This is a genomic window from Paenibacillus sp. LHD-117 (assembly GCF_030929555.1).
Lineage (GTDB): Bacteria > Bacillota > Bacilli > Paenibacillales > Paenibacillaceae > Pristimantibacillus.
The window spans coordinates 152524-171936 of record NZ_JAVFVT010000008.1 but is presented as its reverse complement, the minus strand read 5'-3'; the positions used below and the strand labels follow the sequence as shown (position 1 = coordinate 171936).

At 56.3% G+C, this 19413-nt stretch carries 12 protein-coding genes; 4 read left to right on the top strand and 8 right to left on the bottom strand.

From position 1 onward, the window contains the following. Positions 1–137: 137 nt before the first annotated feature. The 6 genes from RB620_RS08550 to RB620_RS08525 form a co-directional block, all read right to left on the bottom strand. Entirely contained in the window at positions 138–1118 is a 981-nt protein-coding gene (locus RB620_RS08550; protein WP_308093475.1) for an Ig-like domain-containing protein, read from the bottom strand. Further along, the gene (locus RB620_RS08545; protein ID WP_308093474.1) at positions 1118–4747 is read right to left on the bottom strand and encodes a glycosyl hydrolase 53 family protein; all 3630 of its coding nucleotides are present in this window, start codon (positions 4745–4747) and stop codon (positions 1118–1120) included. Before RB620_RS08545 ends, RB620_RS08550 begins: the two co-directional genes overlap by 1 nt. Before the next feature lie 194 nt (positions 4748–4941). Continuing rightward, on the bottom strand, positions 4942–6378 hold the full coding sequence (locus tag RB620_RS08540) for an aldehyde dehydrogenase (RefSeq protein WP_374121382.1): 1437 nt from the start codon (positions 6376–6378) through the stop codon (positions 4942–4944). Positions 6379–6453: 75 nt separating this feature from the next. After that, positions 6454–7827, bottom strand: coding sequence for an MATE family efflux transporter (locus RB620_RS08535; protein ID WP_308093473.1), 1374 nt, complete (start codon positions 7825–7827; stop codon positions 6454–6456). Positions 7828–7874: 47 nt separating this feature from the next. Continuing rightward, positions 7875–8456: a TetR/AcrR family transcriptional regulator gene (locus RB620_RS08530; protein ID WP_308093471.1), complete on the bottom strand. Its 582-nt coding sequence runs from the start codon at positions 8454–8456 to the stop codon at positions 7875–7877. 203 nt (positions 8457–8659) lie between these two features. Continuing rightward, positions 8660–10540, bottom strand: a complete 1881-nt coding sequence (locus RB620_RS08525; protein WP_308093469.1) for an LTA synthase family protein — start codon at positions 10538–10540, stop codon at positions 8660–8662. Positions 10541–10716: 176 nt separating this feature from the next. On the opposite strand from RB620_RS08525, the gene RB620_RS08520 reads away from it, so the two are divergent. The 4 genes from RB620_RS08520 (at position 10717) to RB620_RS08505 (ending at position 15549) form a co-directional block, all read left to right on the top strand. Continuing rightward, positions 10717–11397 (top strand): response regulator transcription factor, encoded by a 681-nt coding sequence (locus RB620_RS08520; protein WP_308093468.1) that lies wholly within the window; start codon positions 10717–10719, stop codon positions 11395–11397. Continuing rightward, a complete protein-coding gene (locus RB620_RS08515; protein WP_308093466.1) occupies positions 11394–12773 on the top strand; it encodes a sensor histidine kinase in 1380 nt (459 codons plus the stop codon). The genes RB620_RS08520 and RB620_RS08515 overlap by 4 nt, the downstream gene beginning before the upstream one ends. A 74-nt stretch (positions 12774–12847) precedes the next feature. Next, positions 12848–15082 carry an MMPL family transporter gene (locus tag RB620_RS08510; RefSeq protein ID WP_308093464.1) on the top strand — a complete coding sequence of 745 codons (2235 nt, stop codon included), beginning with the start codon at positions 12848–12850 and terminating at the stop codon, positions 15080–15082. 23 nt (positions 15083–15105) lie between these two features. Then, positions 15106–15549 (top strand): hypothetical protein, encoded by a 444-nt coding sequence (locus RB620_RS08505; protein WP_308093463.1) that lies wholly within the window; start codon positions 15106–15108, stop codon positions 15547–15549. A 129-nt stretch (positions 15550–15678) separates the two neighbouring features. Here RB620_RS08505 and RB620_RS08500 read toward each other — a convergent pair whose 3' ends face one another. Both RB620_RS08500 and RB620_RS08495 read right to left on the bottom strand, forming a co-directional pair. Beyond that, a complete protein-coding gene (locus tag RB620_RS08500; RefSeq protein ID WP_308093461.1) occupies positions 15679–17544 on the bottom strand; it encodes an ABC transporter transmembrane domain-containing protein in 1866 nt (621 codons plus the stop codon). Next, complete coding sequence (locus RB620_RS08495; RefSeq protein ID WP_308093459.1) at positions 17541–19298, bottom strand: ABC transporter ATP-binding protein; 1758 nt, start codon at positions 19296–19298, stop codon at positions 17541–17543. Before RB620_RS08495 ends, RB620_RS08500 begins: the two co-directional genes overlap by 4 nt. Positions 19299–19413 lie beyond the last annotated feature (115 nt).

Sequence of the window (19413 nt, the reverse complement as noted above, 5' to 3'; positions counted from 1 at the left end):
CTGTCATTGTAATGGAGTTGCGCGGATTGGACAAACGCCTGGACTTTCGCGCAAAAAATGCCGAAGCACCGCCCCTCGGAAGGGCGGTGCGAAGCATCGCGGCAGCATTTCATGTACTCGATGCAGCTCTTATGCGGTTATTCCTGCGCTAGCAGCTCATCCGTCAAAAGCGTTAAATCGTCGACCGTAAGGCTTCCGTCGTTGTTGAGGTCGGCTGCGCCCGCCGCCTCGTCAAGGCTGTGAGGCGAGACGCCCATGTAGTAAGAGATGACGGCAAGGTCTCCCGCATCGATGAACGAATCTTGATTGACATCAAAATTCCGGTACTGGACCCCAATCGTCGCCTGCGCGCGCAGCTCCGTATCTCCTTCCACCGTTCCTTCGATGACGAAGCTGCCGATCGCGTCATATTGCCCAGGATCGGCGGCATCCCATTCGACCGGGAGCTGAGCACGATTCCCGTCGCTATACACGGCGGTTACGACAGTTGGCAGCTGCGGCTCATCGTGGATTAACGTTTCGGCGGTTACGGGCAGAATCGAGACGATCGCAGCAGGCTCCGCGTCGATATCCCCTACCCGGATCAGCGTAAAATCGTCGATGGATCCCCAGTTACCGGCCGAGCCGGTAATCTCGAAGCCTACCGTAACGGTGCCGGAGGTCACGTTGATGGCAGGGATCGTCGTTTCGATCCACTGCAGATAACCGATATTGCGGAAGTCCGCCGTTTGTTTCGCGCCGTCCGTCTCCGCGAATAGGCGGGATACGGATTCTCCGCCTCCGCCTTGCGAGTAGCCGCTCAACGAATATTTGCCTTCCGGCAGGCCGGTTACGGTCTGCGATACCGTTACGCTGAAGCCCGCGTTATGCCACCAATTAAACGCGAACGTGCCCGTTTTCGGATTCGAGGTGTTGCTCCATGCCGTCTGCGCCGCCGTGTCGCTGCGCGTCCAGCCGGTAAGATCGTTCTCGAAGCCGCCGTTTGCGATCACATTCGTAGGCACCTCCGCAGCGCCTGCATGCGCCGCCGACAGAAGCAGCATGACACTGATGAGGGCCGCGGCCGCTCTAACAGATTTTTTAGCGAGTTTCGTTAGGGTTGCAGATTGCCATTCCATCACTTTTCAGCCTCCTCTTGATCCTGGAGGGAGAGCATTCTTGTGATGATCGCGGCTGCTTCCGCCCTTGTAGCTTCAGCAGCCGGCATCAGACGCCCGCTTTTCCCCATTACGATCCCTGCATGCACCGCCTTGCCTAACGCTTCCGCCGCATAAACCGATACGTCATCGGCATCGGCGAATGCCTCCATGCTGCCCTGCGGCAGCTGTATGCCGGATGCGGAAAGCGCCCTAACGGTCATGACGGCCAATTCTTCGCGCGTAATCGAATCGTTTGGTTTGAACTTGCCTTGCCCGTCGCCAAGAATGATGCCCCGCTTCGCGGCTGCTTTGACGGATGCGGCATAGTAGGAGTCGGCTGCTACGTCGCTAAATGCCGTCCCGCCTTCGGCGGAGAAGCCTAACGCGCGGGTCAGCATGACCGTGAATTCCGCCCTCGTCACCTGAGCGTTCGGATCGAATACATCGTCGCCTCGCCCTTCGATAACGCCTCTGGCGGCCAACGTCTCGATTGCTTGAGTCGCCCATGGCATCCCGAGGATATCTTGGAATGTCTTAGCGAATTTCGCGACGGCATAATGGCTGAAGTGGGTCGTGACGAAAGTGACCGTTCCGGCTATTGCATCGTACCTTCCGTTCGGAACCGCTGTAATGTTGCCTTCTTCATCGACATACCAGACGACGATAGTTCCGGGAGCCGATGCCGAGGAAAGGTTCTCTTTGTACGGAATCGTCACGGTAACCGGTTGATCCGCATCGCTCCATGCGAGGCGTTCTCCTCCCGAGGTTACGTATAGATCGAGCACCGGCCGATCGCCGATCGCCTGCAGTCCGGAATCGCCCAAACCAAGCTCGCCCGGTTTTGTTGTCTTGATGTGAATGGTCACTTTAGGCGCCGCTTCCGCTGCGTTCTGCAGCATGCCGGCCGGAAGCCTAATCGTCCCCAGAGGTGTCACGAGCTCGATCGCCTGTATAAAGGCTTCGCCTTGGAGCGCTTCGGCCGGAAGCGTCAACGAATAACCTTCGGCTCCCGCTGCTTCAGGCAGCTCGATGGATAATCGCGCCAAGCTCGAATCGCCTGCCTCCGCTTGCTTCAGCAGCTTACTCAGCCACTCTTCCGACAGCTCGGCAGATGCCTCCTTGAAGCCTTGCGGTGCTACTGTCGTCGTCAGTCTGGTGCTCACCGAGCCGTCCTCATGCAGCACGATCGGCGGTTCTCCGGCACCCCCTTGATCGCCGGAGTCCGGCGGCACGACCGGAGAAGGCGTCGTGACGTTGACCTGGACGGCATCCAGCAAGGCCGGCGATAGGACCGCTCCGCCCGGCATGACGCCAAGCTTCGCATCGTCGACGGCGATAATGCCCTCGCCGACGGGCGCATCGCTCCTAGCGGCGAAGCGCAAGCGGATCGTCGTGCCCGGCGCGCTTAATCCCTGTGGATGCGAGCTCAGGATGCGGATCGTGCCCGGCTCTGTTTCTTGCGCGCGGATGAGTGCCGATTCGTAGCTTCCTTTCTTGGCTTCTACGAACTGGAATCTTGTATGGTCATAACGAATCGTTAAGTCTTGCGAGTATGCTTTGCTCGCCAGTCCGGCTACGCCGAGCTCCGTCTCGAAGGCTGCCCCTTGCGCGACGGCAGACTGCGCTTGCAGCGTAATTGCGGAAGCATCGCGGTAGAACATAATTTCGTCTATATTGCCCCAGCTGCCAGTGTTGCCGTCGACTTCGACGCCGATCTCGCAGGAACCGCCTTCGGCTACCGCAAGGTTTTGAATCGTCGGCTGCTTCCATGCATGCCAGCCCGTGTTTACGATATCGGCCGTCACGCGTTCGCCGCCGCATAACGCATACAGCTGGAGCCTCTTCTCTCCGCCTCCTCCATGCGTGCGTGCGCTTAATGTATAGGTGCCTGCCGGAAGATTGGTTACCGTCTGCTTCGCCGTGAAAACAAACGGCTCGTCGAGCCAATAATGCAGCGAATAATCGCCGTTATAGGCGTTGCCTGCCGGAGCGGCCGAATGTTCAGCGCCGACAGCGGCCGTATCTCCGCTAACGGTCCAGCCGGACAAGCTGCCTGTCTCGAAGCCGGGATTCGCCGCGTAGTTGGCCGCGCCTTGCACCGTTACCGTTGCCGTCGCCTTCAGAGTTATGCCGGGAATGCTGCCTTCCACCGTGAACGTCCCCGGATACTGCAGCTTATCGGCAGGCACCGCATTCCAAGTCACCTGTTTGCTCTCGATACGGTCGTTGCTGTATTCCACCTTCACGGTCGCAGGAAGAGTCGGAGACTGCCCGACCGTCACATGCAGCGCGGCAGGGCGGACCAGGACGACCTCGGCCGGCAACTCCGTTTCGCTGTAAAGCTCGGAGTCGGGATCGAACACCTGCAGGGACGGAAGCGCAAGCCCTTCTGCATCGAACATCGCTTGGTTATCCCATGCGTTTCCTTCTCCCGTCTTCCACCCGGCTCCGTCCACCGGAATCCAAGCCGGCTCCCAGTAGAACGCGCCCAAGCCGCGATCGTCCGGCACCTTCGCCACGGCCTCCATCACATCGCGGAACGATGATGCTTGGCCTTGCAGCGTCGCCTTGTAACCTCCGACGTTTTCTTCGTTCGAGCCGAAAATATTGCCGTGGCTATCCCCGTTATCGAACGTACGCGCATACGCGGTTTCGACGACCATGACGTCCTTGCCGTATTGCTTGCTAATGTCGTCCATGTTGGCGCGCAGCTGCTCGAGCGTCCCGTGCCAATAGGAATAATAAGACAACCCGATGATGTCGAAGTCGACGCCTCGATTCGTCAACTGATTAAACACGTTGCGGTACAGGCCGTTATTTCCGCCATTCGCGAGATGCAACACGATCTTGGCATTCGGAGCGTACTCCCGGATTGCCTCCGTCCCCGCATCGATCAGCTGTACCCAACCGTCGTAACCGCCGATCTCTTCGCCGGCCGTCTGCTGCCATGTCTTGCCGTCCGGCCACACCATGCCGCCGTTCGTTTCGTTGCCGACCTGAACCATGTCGGGCAACGCGTTCTCATCGCTCATGGCCGTCAGCACTTCTTTGGTATAGTCGTACAGCGCCTCCGCAAGCGGTTCGCCGCTGAGGTCATGCCATGCTTTCGGCTTCTCCTGCTCGCCGGGATCGGTCCAGAAGTCGCTGTAGTGGAAATCCAGCAGCACCTTCAGTCCGAGCGCCTTCGCGCGCTTCGCCAGGCTGACCGTCGTCTCCGTGTCGTTGTTGCCGCCGCCGAGCGGCTGCCCTTGCGCGTCCGTCGGATCGACCCAGGTGCGCAGCCGAATCCAGTTCACGCCGTTATCCTTCAAAATGGCGAGCAAATCCTTCTCCTCGCCATCCGCATCGTAATAGGCGCCTCCGCTAGCTTCGATTTGCTGGAGCATCGACACATCCGCTCCGCGAATAAAGTCAGGGCGATCAGCAAGCTCCGCGATCGGGCTGAGCCGAATGCCGCCTGTATCGCTTTCGACACTCGCTGTCGTTACAGCCGCCGAAGCCGCGGCCGCTTGCTGAACCGCGTTCCAGAGACCGCCTCCGCCCGCCGGCAATAACAATGCCGCGATCAGCAGAGCGATAAACCATGTTCGTACGTGTATGCCATACATCCCTATTCCCCCTTGTACCAACGATCTCCATTTCATTGTAAGCGGTAACAAGAGAAGGTTATAGGATAGCGTTGCAACATTTCAGCAGTTTTTGAAGCCTGCTGAAGCTATGATCATGAAGGTAAGCTGCGCTGCAGGTACGCCGTCACAAAAAAAGACGATACGGAACTGGTTCCGTATCGCCTCAATAAAAGTTACTTTAATATTTTTCGCGCCCACTTCAGCTTGCCCTTGTAAGGGGGGAACAAGAAACCTGGCTCGAAGCGCGTCGTTCGCTTCAGGATGCTCTTCCGGTGGGAGAACAGCTCGAAGCTGTGTTCGCCGTGGTAGCCGCCGATGCCGGATGCCCCTACGCCGCCGAACGGCAGATGGTGGTTGATAATATGCGATAACGTGTCGTTCACGCAGCCGCCACCGAACGACAACCTTCCCATGACTTCACGCTCCGTCGCCGCATCCTCGGTGAACAAGTACAGCGCCAGCGGCTTGCTGCGGCCGCGAACCAAGCGAATGGCTTCTTCCAAATCATTGAATGTCAGCACCGGAAGGAGCGGACCGAACAACTCATCCCTCATTGCCGCACTGCCTTCCCCGTCATGCAATGATTTGCCCGCGTCGATCAGCGTCGGGGCGATATACAAGTCGTTCCGGTCGCGCCCGCCTCCCCACAGGATGCGATCGCGGTCCTCCTCCATAATCGCCGTTAGCCGATCGAATTGCCGATCGTTCACGATTCTTCCATAATCTTCGCTCGCTGCGGGATCTTCGCCGTAGAACTGTCGAACGGTCTCCTTCAAGAGCGGCACCAACCGCTCCTTCACCGAATCGTGAACGAGCAGGTAGTCCGGCGCGATGCAGGTCTGGCCCGCGTTCAGCAGCTTGCCCCATACGATCCGCTTCGCCGCCAGCTCCAGATTGGCCGTATGGTCGATGATCGCTGGACTCTTGCCCCCGAGCTCGAGCGTAACGGGAACCAGATTTCTCGCGGCGGCTTCCATGACGATCCGTCCCACGTTCGTGCTCCCAGTGAAAAATATATAATCGAACGGCGCATGGATCAGCGCCGACGTCACGTCCTTGTCCCCTTCGATTACTCTTACATAAGCCGGGTCGAACGTATCGCGGATAAGCTCCCGGATGGCGGCCGACACATGCGGCGTGCTCTCCGAAGGTTTGACGACCGCGCAATTGCCAGCTGCGATGGCGCCGATCAGTGGCTCCAACACCAGCTGGACGGGATAATTAAACGGACCCACGATCAAGACCGTCCCGTAAGGCTCGGGAACCGTATAACTTTTGCTTCCGAGAAGCGGCATAGGCGTCTTCGCCTTACGGGGCTTCATCCATTTGCGTAGATGCTTCAGCATATAGGTGATGCTGCCCAGTACGAGCCCGATTTCCGTCGCGTACGACTCGGTCTCGCTTTTGCGCAAATCGCGGTACAACGCATCGAACAAAGCCGCCTCGTGTTTGATGATCCCGTCCCTCAGCCTTCGAAGCTGAAGCAGTCGGAATTCCGCTTCCCTCGTTGCCCCGCCGTCGAAGTAACGACGATGTTCATCTATGATTTCCTGTACGTCCACTGTTACGTCCATTCGCGCATCCGCCTCTTCTACCGTCATTGCCGGCATCTCTGCTCTCCCCAGTCGTACATCCGAGCTTCATACCACATTCAACATTCGCGCGGGACGGATCAATTTCCTTCTTCATGAGCTAACCGCTGCTGTTTTGGCGACTGTCGAGCTTCTTAGAATAGTCGACAGGCGAATCCAGAACCCGATTGCCGATCCGGTCAATCCGATAATGATTCCGATCCAGTAGCCGAACGGTCCTAGCTCTGTATAAGTAGACAAAACGTACCCCGACGGAATGCCGATGATCCAATACGATACGAACGTAATGATGAACGGGACCTGCACGTCCTTATACCCTCGCAGCACCCCTTGCAACGAAGACTGGATCGCATCCGACAACTGGTAGAAGATCGATACCAGAAGAAACTGGATTGCCAGATTCGCGACCTCCGGTTCATTCGTATACATATAGGCGATGGGTTCCCTGAACACGTACATGAAGACCGAACATATCGCCAGAAAGCCGACGGAACCCCAAACGCCCATGAACGTATACCGCCGAGCCGCGTGGAACCGCCTTCCTCCCACGGAGTAGCCGACCACGATGGTCAGCGCCATCGAGATGCTAAGCGGAATCATAAAGACGAGCGACGTAAAGCTGATCGCGCTCTGGTGGGCGGCAATCGTCTCGGTTGAATACTGCATGCCCATCATTAAGGTGACGACCGAAAAAATGCTAACCTCGAAAAAAATCGCCATTCCGATCGGCACGCCGATCGCCATCAATTCTTTCCATGCTTTCAAAGAAGGTTTGGCCCACTGCACGAACAGCCGGAAGCCGCGGATCGCCTGTACCTTGAAGGTCATCCACACGCTCATCGCAAACACGATCCAATACGTAATCGCCGTCGCGTATCCCGAACCGATGCCGCCGAGAGCAGGCAGACCGAATTTACCGAAAATAAGGATGTAATTAAACAGGGCGTTGAACGGTATCGCAATCAAAATAATGATCATGGAAATGCGCGTATAGCCCTGGGCATCGAAGAAATAACGCAGCGCATTCGATGCAAACAACGGTACAATGCCGATTAGAAGACCTATGACGTAATGATAAGCGATATGCTCCACATTGTCCGAGACGTTCATGCCGGACAAGATCGGCCCCAATGCGACCGCAACCGTCCCGGCGACGACTAGAGCCAGCACGACCGACAAGTACAGCGACTGCGTAACCGATTTGGCGATTTCGTCTCTTTTGCCTTTGCCGACGAGCTGCGCCACAATAGGAGAGATCGCCATCAGAATGCCGTTAATCCCCGTAATGATCGGCACCCACAAGCTGGAACCGATCGCTACGCCCGCGAGATCGTCGGTGCCGACCTGTCCCGCCAGGATCGTATCGGTCAATGTCATCAAGTACAAACCGACCTGGGCGACCATGATCGGCCATAATATTTTGAGGAACAAGGAAGTTCGCTCTCTCCAGTTATTCGCGTGAAACATGGTAGTACCTCCGTATGACTGAATTTGCAAGTAGATTCGGCCGCGAATTAGCCGATACGCGACATGATGCCGTTCCAATACACCGTCCATGCCGCCTTGAGCCGCTTCTCCGTCCGCTCGACGTTCCCGTACACAAGTTCCACGCAGATTGCGTCGAGCAGCGCGGCGAACGCTTCGTTCGCCACATCGATCATGCCCTCGTCCAGTTCTGCCTGATCCGCCGCCTGACGGAACCGGCCCCTCGTCATTTCCGACACCTTATCGATATGCTCGCAAGCATATCCGTCGATTTCGTCGAACAAATGCGGCGGCGGGAAGAAGGCGGTGCGCAAATAGAACTTCAGGCTGCTTCCGTCTTGGTAGCTGTCGACGTACGAGCGTAGAATCCGATACAAGCTATCGTGAAGCGAGACGGACTCGGTCGAGGCAATCGTCTCTTCCATCCGCAAGAGCTCCGTCCGGAACGCCTCACGCACCACTTGAAGGTATAAGTCGTCCTTCCCTTTGAAATGGGCGTAGATCGACTGTTTCTTCAGACCGATTTCGTCGGTGATTTGCGCCAGAGATGTGCCTTCGTAACCATAAGCCGTGAACATTCTCAGCGCTGCATCCTTGATCGCCGTACTCATCGTAACCCTCCTTAACGAACGTTCGTTAATTCATTTACATTCCATGTACTGTAACAGAAATAGCATCATTGCGCAATGGAACAAATTGATTGAGAGGCTCCCGCGTTTAGATTCGCAGAATAAGTATACAAAAAAGCGCCTATCCGCAAGGGACAAGCGCTTGACAACAAGATTTCATATTGTTGGCTAACGATTCCGTGTCACTATCGCTTCGGAAGCAGCTTCACGTATTCGTCTGACAGCTTCATCAAGTTCAAGATGTAGTCATAGTCCGCCCGATACTTGCTGAAGTCGGCGACCGGCTCCATCGTTTCGATATCGTATGCGGTGCCGTCGTCGAAGCCTTTACCCGGAATGAACATGATATCGTCGTTGAAGAACGAACCTGTCGGGAGGTAATAACGCATGCCGATGACGTTCTTCGTCGTGTTCATTAAGTCCTTGCCGAATACGGAAACGCCTTTTCCCTTCAGATCGAGCCCGAGCAGGTTGGCGACGGTCGGCATTACGTCGACCTGGCCCCCGACTTGCTTCGACGATTCGCCTTTGACGCCAGGCACGTGAACCAGGAAAGGCACATTGAAGCGTCCGATCCGGTCGTCGTATTTGATGCCGAGCTCCTCTTCGACGAATTCAATCGGATTCTCTTTCGTCTGCAGGCCGAAATGGTCGCCGTAGACGACGAGCATCGTGTCGTCCCACATATCGTTTTTCTTCAAATCTTCGATCAGGAGGCCAAGCGCGTAGTCGGTGTAGTTCGTCGCTTCGATGTAATAACCCAGCTGCTTCTTCTCGAGCGATGCCGGAATTTCAATATGCTTGAACTTCTCCGGTACCCAGAACGGGTGATGGCTGGATGTCGTGACGAACTGCGCGTAGAACGGTTTGCCCTCTTTGTGGTGTTTCAAAAGTTCTTGAAAGCCGACGCGGTACATCTCTTCGTCGGATGCGCCAAGCGCGTTGAATTTATCGTCGTTGAAGTAAGGACGGTCATAGTATTTGTCAAAGCCGAGCGCCGGATACATCTTGTTGCGATCCCAGAATGTCACATCGTTGACGTGGAACGTGTTGGTTACGTAGCCCTCTTCCGAAAGCAGTCTTGGAAGCGCCGGAACCGCGCGGTCTCCATAGCCTTTGGACATCGCTTCGGTGCCGGTCGGGTAAATTCCCGTATTTACATTCCATTCCGCATCGGACGTATTGCCTTGTCCGATCTGCTGGAAGACATTCGTGAAGTAAAAGCTGTTTTGGTTCGCGATCAGGTCGTTCAGCACGGGCGTCACTTCTTGTCCGTCAACCTTGAGTCCAACCATGATGTCTTGGAACGACTCCAACTGGATAACAATTACGTTTTTCCCTTTGGCCGCACCGAAGAGCTTCGGCGTTCCCGCTTCGGTCGCTTCTTCGTTATATTGGCCGTTCACGAGCGCGGCGAGCTCTTCGGCGGTTTTATCCGGATCGCCGTTTTTGATCGCTTCGTTTTCTTTGCGTTCGTTAATGGCGGTTGCCACCTGATAGTTCAGGACGCCAAGCCGCTCCGCCTGCACAAGCTCGTTGGAAATGTCCATATCCTGGCGGATATAAAGGAACGACGCGCCGATTGCGACGATGAGCGCGATGCCTACATATAGCGGTTTCCCTGCGGCATTGTTTCCATTCTTGCGGTTGCTGCTTCTAATCGTAACAAGCGAAACGACGAGCAATACGATCAGATCCAGGAAGAAAACGAAAAACTTTATGCTGATCGCAGACTCGACGCTGTCTTTCACCTGCCCGACTTGATCAAGACCGTGCAGCGCCGAATAAGTCGGCACGCTGCCGAAGAACGAGAAATAGACGGTGCAAGCGAACAAGATTAGAGACAACAGCCCGTTCAAAACTCCGAATACCGGAGGCTTCCATCGGCGGGTCGTAATAAGCTCGATCACGCACAGGATGACGAGTACGGCTGCCGCGTCCGCCAAGAGGCGATCTATTTGGATCGTGCCGAAGTTAAATTGACGGAATAAGACCATTTTCAACATAATAAGAATAAAGGTTGCCCAGAACGGCGACTGACGATAGACATTCGTTATTGCATTCACGTTTTGCTCACTCTCCTTGATTAATACCATGCCCATACTTTCTTAAATTCAAAAAGAAAAACCGTCTTCGCGACGGTCGCACGCATCATAAATGTTAATTTCATATTAACGCAATTGGGAAAAGAAATAAATAGGGAACTCCAGACAACAAATGGATTCGAGAAAGGCGGCAACCCATGAAACTGCAAATTTTGACCGTGGACGACGATTCCCATATCCGGGAACTGCTCCGATTTTATTTGAAAAAAGAAGGTTATGCCGTCCACGAAGCCGAGAACGGCGAAGATGCTACCGCGATCCTGAGGAACGGCGGCATTCATCTAGCCATCGTGGACGTGATGATGCCAGTCAAGGACGGACTTGCGGTATGCGAGGAAATCCGCAATTATTACGACATCCCCGTCATATTGCTGACCGCGAAGGGCGAGCAAAAGGACAAAGCTCGGGGTTTCCTGTCCGGAACCGACGATTATATAGTGAAGCCTTTCGAACCGGCCGAGCTTCTGTTCCGGGTCAAGGCGCTGCTGCGAAGATACAGGGTCGTCTCCTCCGATCTGATAACGCTGAACGGAACGGTCATCGACCGCAGAGGTTACGAAGTAACGGTGAACGGCCAGCAAGTCCAGCTCCCGCTCAAGGAATTTGAGCTGCTTGCTCAGCTGGCGAGCCACCCGGGCCAAATCTTCACGCGCGAGCAACTGCTTCGGCAGGTATGGGGCGAGGCATACGAAGGCGACAGCCGCACGATTGACGTCCATATCAAGAGGCTGCGGGAGCGATTCGGCGAAACCGGCGACGACTTCGTCATTGCGACGGTGCGCGGCATCGGCTACAAGCTGGAGGCGCTGGGCAAATGAAAACCTTGTACGTGCGAATCGTTGCGATCTTCATCGGCATTACGGTGTTCAGCGTTGCGGCCGCCCTGCTCGGAGCGAATTATTATTACGCGAAACGGCTTCAGCATCATAACGAAACAAAGGTGCTTCCAATCGCGGAGCAAGTAAAAGCGGTGTACGAAGCGTCGCCCGGAATGGTTTTGGACGAGTATTTGACCCGTATTTCCAAAATGGGCTTTCAGGTTTATTTGGCAAAAGACGAGAAGAACGGCGTTTCTTTCGGAGATCCGTTCAAGGATTCCCGCTTAGACCCTTCCATTGTGCGTAACGTCATCGACGGAGAAGCTTACTTTGGCCTGCCGGAACAATCCCGCTTATTAAAAATCATGGCTTTCTTCGAGAACAGCCTTCGTAATACGGCAGGTCTTCCGCTCGATGCGAACGGGGAAACCTACGCTTTCTTCATAAAACCCAATTTGGAGCAACAGATCGGTGATGTCCGCGTGCTCCTCGCTTTGCTGTTGGGATACGCGTTCCTCATTAGTCTGGCTTTAATCGTTATTTTGACCCGGACCATCGTGAAGCCGCTCAAAGCGCTGGAGGCCGCTACCGAGCGCATCGCCGGCGGGAATTACCGCATGGAGCTGAACATGAGCCGTAACGATGAAATCGGGGATCTCGCCCGCCATTTCTCGAGGATGGCCCAGTCGCTCGAGCGGCTCGACGAGATGCGCCAACAATTCGTCGCCAACGTATCGCATGAATTCCAAACGCCGGTTACTTCCATACAAGGGTTCACGCAAGCGATCCTGAACGGAGAAACGTCGCCGGAAGAAGAGCGCGAATATTTATCGATCATCCACGAAGAGAGCAAGCGCCTCTCCTCGCTAAGCAAAGGTCTGCTGACGCTGGCGGCGCTGGATAGGGAAACGGGGCTGCCAAAAAGGGATAAATTCCGTTTGGACGAGCAGCTGCGGCAAGTCTTGATCGTGACGGAATGGCAATGGTCGCAGAAATCGCTGGACATAGAGCTGGATCTCCCCGAGGTTACGGTCAGCGGGGACGAAGGACTTATGTACCAGGTTTGGATGAATCTGATCTCGAACAGCATCAAGTTCTGCAGGCCGGGCGACCGGATCGTTCTCGATATCGCCGACGGAAGAGAAGGCATCGTCGTCACGGTAACGGATACGGGGATCGGCATTCCCGCCTCCGACCTCCCTTACCTTTTCGATCGGTTCTACAAGGCCGACAAAGCTCGGAATCGCGCCGTCGCCGGAAGCGGGCTTGGGTTGTCCATCGCACGCCGAATCATAGAACTGCATGAAGGCCGCATCGACGTAACCAGCGTCCCCGGCAGCGGAACGTCCTTCTCCGTAACGCTCCCCTATTTGTAACACTCCGTTCATCGATTGTTCATATTCCTGTTCTAGGATGAAGCCTGTATCCCAGAACAGGAGGTCGCGATCGCATGATATCCCCACTCCAAGCCTTAACAAAATCCGTAAGCTCGCGCCGAGGCAGTATTGCCGTTGTCGGCGTTTGGCTATCGGTTCTGATTGTGCTCATGGTCATTGCCCCCGGCGCAAAGGAACATGCCGTGGGCAGCAGCGAAGGCAGTGCATTTGGACGTACGCCGTCAGCCGAAGCCAGAGAGCAGATCGAAACCCATTTCCCTTCAGAAGACGGGGCAGCCGCCCTGCTCGTCTTCCATCATCCTTCGGGACCGATCACTCCGGAACAGCTGGAATCGATCATTGCCCTAAGCGAATGGTTATCTTCGGATTCGAAACCCGAACACGTGGCAAGTTCGTTGCCGTTCCACCGCTTACCGGTGGATGTCCGTGAACGATTCTTATCCGAAGACGGCAGCACGATGCTGCTTAATGCGGCCATGCGCGAAGATGCCTCTTCCCGCGAGATCCTGGATACGCTGGATGAAATCCGAGCGCATGCCGAAGAAACAGGCCTTCATGGATTAAAGCTTGACGTAACAGGTCCCGCAGGGATTGCCGGCGATACGGTCAAGCTGTTCTCTGACGCCGATCTCGTGCTTCTGCTCGCAACGGTCGGACTGATTCTCGTCATTCTTATCGCGATTTATCGTTCGCCATTGCTTGCTTTGCTTCCGCTGCTCGTCGCGGGAATCGTGTACGCGGTCGTCGATCGGCTGCTTGGGCTCGCGGCGCAGGCGGGATGGATCGCCGTCGACAAACAAGCCCTGTCGATCATGATGATCTTGTTATTCGCTGTGCTGACGGATTATTGCCTTTTCGTCGTCTCCCGCTTCCGCGAAGAGCTGGGCCGGACGGTCTCCAAACACGAAGCCATGCGCGCCGCGATGTCGCAGGTCGGGGAACCGATCCTCTTCAGCGGGGGCACGGTGCTGCTTGCGGTCATCGCGTTGTTCGCGGCCGCTTTCGAGCCTTACCATTCGTTCGCGCCTGTCTTCACCGTTGCCATGATCGTCATTCTGCTCGGAGGCCTCACGCTTATCCCAGCCGTGTTCACGCTCGCCGGCCGCGCGGCGATCCGCGTTCCCCATCCGAAGCTGCCTGACAAGCGACAGAAGAGGGGCCTCTGGGATTCTGTTGCGCGACTTGTCGCGACGAGACCAGCCGCAGTCGCGGCCGTCATCTCCGTTGCGATGGTCGCGGCTTCCGCCAATGCGCTAGGCATCGGTTTCTCTTTTAATCTCTTAAAATCATTCCCGGAAGACATGTCTTCCAGGGCAGGATTCGAGAGGCTGGAAGAAAGTTTCTCCGAAGGGCTTTTGGCTCCGGTAACGGTTGTGCTGGAGAGCGAGACCAAGATGGAGATAACCGATGAATGGCAAAGCATGCTGGCATCTCTTCGGAAAGAGCTGAGTCAAGTGAGCGGTATCTCCGATGCAGGGACCGAACAAGGCTCCCTTGAAGGGATCGGCGGCGGGACGAGTCAAGGCGAGTCGCTCTCGAGCTCGGGAAGAGCTTTTCGATTCGAACTTACGCTTACGGATCACCCATTCGAGAAAGAAGCTTTGCGAACGGTGAAGACGCTGCGCGACGGCAGTCGCGACATGCTTCGGGAAGCGGGATTTGACCCGAACGCGTATCGCCTGCATTTTGCGGGGCAGACAGCCCAGCAGCTGGACGTGAGAGACATGAACGAACGGGATACGATCGTCGTGTTCGCGCTTGTCACTCTGCTCATCACCATCATGCTTCTCTTCCAAGCAAGGTCCATTCTGATCGGGATTGCGATGATGGCGACGATGCTGCTGTCCTATGCCGCGGCGCTCGGGATCGGCTGGGGCATCCTCCGCTATGGATTCGGTTACGAGGCGTTCAGCTACCGGTTGCCGCTCTACTCGTTCGTGTTCCTGATTGCGCTTGGCGTGGACTACAACATCATGCTTGTATCGAGGATCACTGAAGAATCGAAGCGCCTTCCCTGGAAGAATGCCGTCCAAGAAGGACTTGCCCGGACCGGGAGCGTGATTTCATCGGCTGGCGTCATTCTGGCGGCTACGTTCTGCGTACTCATGACCCAGCCGATGCAGGAGCTGTTCATGTTCGGTTTCATCATGTCGATCGGCATCTTGCTGGACACCTTTATCATCCGAGGCATGCTTCTGCCTGCTATATTGGTGCTAATGGGACGATGGATGAAAGCCGGCGCGAATAGAGGAATGCATAACGGAACCGGTCGAACGACCGCGCGTTAGATCAAGTATGGGAGGTTATTCAAATGGAATACGGTTTGTTGTTATTTTCGCATTTGGCCGGTTTGATGGTTTGGGCCGGTGCCATTCTAGCGGTCATTATGATGCTCGCGATGTTGAAAGGGCAGCTCGGCAAACCTGAAGCGAACGCCTTGTCCGTTCGGATCGTCAGCACGTTCAGTCGGCTCGCGCACCCCGCTTCGGTCGTCGTGCTGGCGAGCGGCGTCATCATGATCGTGCGTATGGGACTCAGTTCAGACAAACCGTTCTGGCTGGACCTAATGGAGAAAGGCGGCGGTACGGTCATTCTGCTGTTCTTGATCGTCGCGGGCGTGATGGGCGGCAAGCTGAAGAAACGGCTGACCGCGCAGCCTGGCGGAACTGTCGCGTTGACCGGTTACTTGACGACCATGGCCGTAGCTTTGACCGCGATTCTTGCCATTGTGCTGGTCGTAAGTTTGAAGCTCTAAACAATGCCATTACTTTGAAATGAGCAGAAGAACAAAAAAAAGGCGGCGCTATCGTTCATCACGATGCGCCGCCTTGCTTTCATCCAGAATGAACGAATCGCCCCGCCCATTTTTTACTTATTCGCCTACTTAGCCGACGCCGTCGCCATGATCGCCGTACCAGAGCTTGCGGAACGAGTCGCTGCTAGCCAGCAGCGATTCCGACGTCCCTTCCGCTTCGATCATGCCGTCTTTCAAGACGATGATATGGTCGGCCTTGGCAAGCGCGGCCTTGCGATGGGAGACGACGAGGCAGGTCGCGTCTCCGCGTTCGCTGAATAACCGCGACCATAACTTTTCCTCCGTCTCCACGTCCAGCGCGCTGGACAAGTCGTCGAAGACGAACAGCTCCGCCTCCCTGACCAGCATGCGGGCTGCAGCGGTCCGCTGCGCCTGGCCGCCGGAAAGCTTCACGCCGCGAGGCCCGATGACCGTGCCGAGTCCCTCGGGGAACTGGACGAGATCCTCTTCCATGACCGCCGTATGAAGAGCCCGTTCTAATTTAACTTCATCGTCCGGCTGTCCGAGCAGGATGTTCTCGCGCAGCGTGTCGCTGTATAACCTCGGCACTTGCGCGGTGTAAGCGCTCCTCGGCGGAATGAAGAAATCGTCAAGCTCCTCCTTCACCAAACGGCCGTTCCAGCGGACGATGCCTCCGTCCTTCGGCAGCAGCCCGAGCAGGACGCGCGCGAGCGTCGTCTTGCCGGAGCCGATCGGCCCCGTCACGACCGTAAAGGAACCTCTCGGAAGCCTTAACTGGATATCCGTTATGCCGCGACCCGTCTCCGGGTACCGGTAAGTCAGTCCGACCGCCTCCAGCAGCTCCAATCGATCCGGCTGCGCCGCGACGGCATTCTTCCCGTTGCCGGATGGCGCGCGGTTCTTCGACGATGCTCCCGAAAGCACGGCAGCGCCGGAATCTGCGCCAGCCTTCGCGGCGGATCTGGCTATCGCGGCTTCTTCGCCTCTCAAGCCAAGCGGAAGATGGGCCGCCAGAACGGCAGCCGGAGCACCTTGAAGCATAAACGTCAGCCGCGTGAGCGCGACGCCCATCTGCTTGAAGAAGGTCAAGAACTTCCCGAAGTTCGAAATAAACTGGGTTACGAACGTCAAATAATAGACAAATAAAGCGAAGTCCCCGACGGTGAATTCCCCGCCCCTCATCTTCTGCCCAGCGAGCAGCAGGATAAGTCCCGTGCCGAGATTAACCGTGTTGGAGAAGATGGAATCGAGCACTTCCGTCATGAGCTTATCCTTCAGCATAGAGCGGCGGCGATTTTCCCCGAGCGCCCTGAAGCGGTCGACGACCCTTTTCTCCGCGCCTGCCACTTGAATGGCTTGCACGTTGCCGAACATTTCGCTGATGGCTCCCGTTACCTTCGATGTCGCTTTCCTGCTTGCTTCCCGGTACTTCTGAAGCCGAGTCGTCGCTAGCTGGGCCACGGTAACGACCAGCACGAGAGGCAGGAACACGAGCAAAGTCATCCCCGCGTCGATCCCGATCAGAATATAGCAGGATACCGCCGCGAAGCAGGTCATGCCGAACGCGTCGACCGACCAGCTTACCGCCTCCTCCGACTGGTCAACATCGTCCCGGAAATAGCTGATGCCTTCCCCCGGCGAGCAAGGAATCGCTTTGGCCCCCGGCTCCTTCAGCACATGCTCCAGCAGGTTGCGCCGCAGAAGCATGCCCACCCGGAAGCGGAAGTTCACGTCCGTAATGAAGCCGAACCAAATAAATACGCTTCTGGCTATGGCCGCCGCGATGAGCAGCAGCACAAGCAGGCCGATGCCGAGCTCGGCTGGCCGGTCCAACGTTAAGGAGTCGAAAAACGCTTTGGTAATGAGGCCGGGGAATACCGGCATCAAATAAATAATCGTCCACATTACCGCGTTGGCGATGTACCAGCTTTTCCGATATCCGATCAATCGCATCATAAAGCGGAACGTACTCATACCGACACCTCCTCTAGACCGACCGCCAGCATGCGGCTGAACCGGGAAGACGGGTCGCCGGCCAGCTTCTCCCGCTCGCCGCTCTCCGCCAGTACGCCATGTTCCATGATCGCGATCCGGTCCGCCCGTTGAATCGTGGACAGCCGGTGGGCGATGATGATGCATGTGCGCTCCCGCAGCAGCCGGTCGACCGCTTTCTCGAGGCGCTGCTCGGTAAGCGGATCTAACCGGGAGGAAGCTTCGTCAAGGATAACGAGTCCTGGGTTCTGCAAGAAGACGCGCGCGAAAGCCAGCAGCTGCGCTTCTCCCGCCGACAGGCTTCCGCCGCCCGAATCAAGCGGCGTATCGAGACCGTCCTTCAGCGAACGGAGCCAGTCTCCCAATCCCAGCTCTTCCAGCACGTCATGGATGGCTCCGTCCGTAATAGCTTCGTCATAAAACGTTAAGTTGTCCCGGACGGTCCCTTGCAGAATTTCGATGTTTTGCGTCACGAGCGCGACCGCGTTCCTGAGCTCGGCAAGCTTGAGCGAACGAATGTCGATTCCGTTCAACGCGATCTCGCCCTGCTGCGGATCGTAGAACCGAAGCAGCAGCCTCGCGATCGTCGTCTTCCCGCTGCCCGTTCGTCCGAGAAGGCCGAGGACCTCGCCCGGCTTCAGCTCCAAGTTCAATCGCTTGATCGTTGGCGAATCGTCGTAGCCGAACGTCATGCCCCGGAAGGAAACGGCCAGCGGCCCTTCCGCAAGCTTCGCCCCCGGTCCGTCTTGCACGCTAGGCTTCATGGAGAGCAGCTCGCGAATACGGTGCAAGCTGGCATCCGCCTTCTGCAGATCCTCGATTTGCGTCCGGATCTTCTCGATCGGCTTGGCAAGCAGCTCCGTGTAGAAGAAGATCAAATAAACTGTGCCGATTGTGATCGCGCCCGACTTCCACAGAAAGGCGCTGATCGCGAACGCCATCGCGTTGCCGAGGGCGAAGACGATGACCGTCGTGATCCACATCGACGCGAAGCCGAGGAACGCCTTCCTTCGAAGCGGAAGCATGCGGCGGAGCAGTCCGTAGAAGCGGCCCATGACATAGCCGGAAGCGCCGTTCGCCCTTGTGTCCTCCGTTCCTTCCAGATGCTCGCCCACGAAGCCGTAATATTCCGCGTTCACTTGCCGCCAATCTCGCCAGACCGGGGCGGCATATTTGCGAATATGCTGCACGATCACGATCGCGAACGCGACGAAAAGCAGCATGCCCGCGCCGATCCAAACATTTTCGTGGAAGAGAAGAATGATGATGCCTGCCATGAGCAGCAAGTTGCCGCCCAAATGGATGATGAAGCTGGAGAAAAAATTCGCCAGCGCGTTCACGTCCCCGTCCACCCGCTCGATCAGGGAGCCCGAGGTGTTGGACTTATGGAACGTCATGTCAAGCTTGAGGCAATGCTCCGCCAGATCGCCGCGAAGCTTATTCGTCGTTCGCCATGCCAAGTTCTCGCTGGCGTAGGTCGACACGACGGCGATAATCTGCTGCGCGATCGAGAACCCGATGAATAACAGCGCGGCGTACATAAGCGTCTCCAGCGGTTCGTCGGAGCCGGCCGTGTCGATGAAGAAGCGGATGACCTGCGGATTCGCGAGCTGCAGCCCGATCAGGCCGAACAGCAGGAGCGTCAGCGCGATCAATGCGCCTTTATGCGGGAACAAATATTTGCTCAGCATGTCGTAATAGGTGTTCCATCCACCCGATTTTGATGCTTTTTTCATAACTTCTCCTTCCAACCAGCTTCCAATTTACAAACGTATGTTCTCTAATTCTATCACAATTTCGTCCGAAGCGGTTGTATATCTTTACTAGGTTTGTTATTTTTGAATGACTATA